Origin of the sequence: Nostoc sp. (genome assembly GCF_035638895.1) — a bacterium.
Taxonomy (GTDB): Bacteria; Cyanobacteriota; Cyanobacteriia; order Cyanobacteriales; family Nostocaceae; genus Nostoc.
This window is the reverse complement of the sequence record NZ_DASQZC010000186.1, coordinates 1-2,958: the sequence shown is the minus strand read 5'-3', so window position 1 is coordinate 2,958 and position 2,958 is coordinate 1. Positions and strand designations below refer to the sequence as shown.

The following is a 2,958-nucleotide window of genomic DNA, read 5'->3' as shown; positions in this document are numbered from 1 at the left end:
GTTTTACAAGCGATCGCCTTATTTTCCCACATCAGAGCAAGCTCCTCGCTTGCCTACCGTGTACACACAAGTATGACCAGCACAGGTTTCAATTCTAGTAGTTTCGTAGGGTGCGTTATGGACACGCCGAAATAACAAATGAGTATGCCGAAATAACAAATGAGTATGCCGAAATAACAAATGAGTATGCCGAAATAACAAATGAGTACCCCGAAATAACAAATGAGTACCCCGAAATAACAAATGAGTATGCCGAAATAACAAATGAGTACCCCGAAATAACAAATGGGTACCCCGAAATAACAAATGGGTACGCCGAAATAACAAATGGGTACGCCGAAATAACAAATGGGTACGCCGAAATAACAAATGAGTACGCCGAAATAACAAATGAGTACTCCGAAATAACAATTGCGTACCCCGAAATAACAATTGCGTACCCCGAAATAACAATTGCGTACCCCGAAATAACAATTGCGTACGCCATGATTGCAAGAATTTAGCTTTGTTACGCCAGCGTAACGAACCCTTCTCCTATCGGAGACGCTACGCGAACGGGTTCAGCAGTCGCCTGCGGAGGGAAACCCTCCCGCAGCGCTGCTTCACTGCAAATCTTTGGTAGATGAAGTTTTTGCGGCTTGTATGTACACTGTAGCCGAAGAGGAGAGAGAAATAGAAAAGAGGTTTTCCAGATACTGTCAAAAGTCAGATTCGTAATTTTTTTGAAATTAACTCACCAGACAACGCAGACTTTATCTATAAATTTCGGCATAGTCAAGATCATCAGGATAATCTTAATGTGAATTACTTTTTTGTTCTATCAATAAGTGTGTCCTGCTAAACCTAGCCTTTTTTCTAGGTTCTTTTTGTTGAGACTTTGTGAGAGGATTAACCCAGTATTTCAACTCAGTTTAAACATCGTGTTCTGAAATCTGACGTAAATTCATCACTACACAGGAGTGCTTAATGATGGTGCAGGACGAACTAAAGAACAAAGTGGCTTTGATTACTGGTGCAAATAAAGGCCTGGGGCTGGAAATGAGTCGCCAGCTTGGGCAACATGGGTTGACAATTCTCATAGCAGCTCGGAATTTAGCTCAAGCTAAAACAGCAGCGAGTCACTTAGAAAACGAAGGAATAATAGCTCACCCTATTGCCCTGGATATCAATGATAGTACTCAAATTAAATCTGCCGTTCAACAGATTAGTGACTCTTTTGGTAAACTCGATGTCTTGATCAATAACGCTGGTGTGTTTTTAGATGGTGACTGGTTAACCAGTAATGCTAGTTCTATTTCTATAGACATTATTCGACAGACATTTAACACCAACTTTTTTGGCTTAGTTGAATTGACACAACAAGTATTGCCGTTAATATTGAATAGCCCTAGCGGTCGAATCGTGAATATGTCGAGTATTGAAGGCTCATTAACACTTCATGCTGACCCAAATTCACTAATTTATGATTCCAAACCATTTGCTTACAATGCTTCTAAGGCAGCAGTGAACTCATTCACGATTCATTTAGCTCATGAGTTACGTAATACTCCGGTGAAGATTAATAGCGCTCATCCGGGTTGGGTAAAAACCGAATTAGGTGGTGAAGGTGCAATGATGGACATCACATCAGGTGCGAAAACTGGTGTTGAATTAGCGATATTGCCAAATGATGGCCCCAGTGGTGGTTTTTTCCATCTTGGCGAACCAATAGCTTGGTAACTCATCCCACGCACGCCTTGAAGCAATTGGATTTCTAGTTATTAGTCATTAGTAAATGTTTCAAGATTTTCGTACACTCGATACTGATAACTATTGAGCAAGACGGCGAATGGGGATTCATCCCATACATTGAAGGAATGACCTTTCTCGCCGTCTTCTGTAAAAAGTTGAGCATTATCCCTCTAATTCTGACTTTTTCATATCCCGTGAAAAGTCAAACCATAACAAAGTCATCACTACTTGGTAAGATTATACAAAGTTAAATTTTATAAACACTGTTGTATATACAAGAGTTTTCATGGAGTAGTCTAATATTCAATGTTTTCTTGTTCAACCTCTGAGGAATAATCTTTAAGCAAGTAAAATCTATCTTAAGATATCAATTCTTCATACAAAAGATAGTTGTTCACAATATATATATTGTGAGAAAAAACATACTAACTCATCTACTTTGTCTAACACAAAGGAGGTACAATTTGTCAGACAACTATTTGGATGACTATAAACTTCCAAAAGGTGAAGCAGAGAATAGCTTTAATTACTGCTCAGATTAAGTCAGTTGCTAATTAAGTACCATACTCTAGATTAAATCTCCAAATTGAAAGGCGAGAAAAACTAATGTCGGGTAATAATTGGTTACTCGATATATTATATTGCTTGTGACTGGCTGATACAACTCCTACTAGCACAGGGCGGCGGAAATAAACCTATCGTTTTATTACAGCCATAAAGCTCAAAACTTAGAGCCTTTTGACTTCTGCCTTGCGGTTCTAGCCCGTCTCTCGGCTTATTCCAGATAAAAGTACTGTAACGATAATGACGCACTCTCCAAAATCAGAAAATAAGCAGAAACCATTTAATCGTCGTTTATGGCTCCTCCTGTTAGGACGTACCAGTTTGGCTTTCGGTGTCGTTTTGCTGGTTGGAATTGCAGTCGGTGCTTGGTGGGCTAGAAGCTACATATATAAAGATTTAGCGCCATTAGTACAGCAAAATCTCGAACAATTGCTTGGGCGTCCAGTAAAAGTAGGAAAAGTTGAACGCTTTTCGCTAAATAGTCTAAGATTTAGCTCTCTATCAATACCAGCAACTTCCACCGATCCAGATCAGGTAGTAGCAAAAGCCTTAGATGTGCAGTTCTCGCCCTTACAACTCATCCTTACCCGAAAACTTGCATTAAATGTCACGTTGATTCAACCCAATGTTTACATCCAACAGGATCAGGATGGTCGCTGGGTT

3 protein-coding genes are annotated in these 2,958 nt (G+C 39.7%); all 3 read left to right on the top strand.

The window, feature by feature from the left end; all coding sequences use genetic code 11:
* Nucleotides 1-110: 110 nt before the first annotated feature.
* Nucleotides 111-503 (top strand): hypothetical protein, encoded by a 393-nt coding sequence (locus tag VE944_RS09060; protein WP_324975441.1) that lies wholly within the window; start codon nt 111-113, stop codon nt 501-503.
* Between the two features lie 463 nt (nt 504-966).
* The gene (locus VE944_RS09055) at nt 967-1,719 is read left to right on the top strand and encodes an SDR family oxidoreductase (protein ID WP_324975438.1); all 753 of its coding nucleotides are present in this window, start codon (nt 967-969) and stop codon (nt 1,717-1,719) included.
* An 816-nt stretch (nt 1,720-2,535) separates the two neighbouring features.
* Nucleotides 2,536-2,958, top strand: a 423-nt coding sequence (locus tag VE944_RS09050; RefSeq protein ID WP_324975435.1) for an AsmA family protein, incomplete at its 3' end; no start/stop codon positions are given.

What these genes read in the sequence shown, in the direction of transcription:
- VE944_RS09055 (WP_324975438.1), top strand. Translation starts at nt 967, where the DNA reads ATGATGGTGCAGGACGAACTAAAGAACAAAGTGGCTTTGATTACTGGT.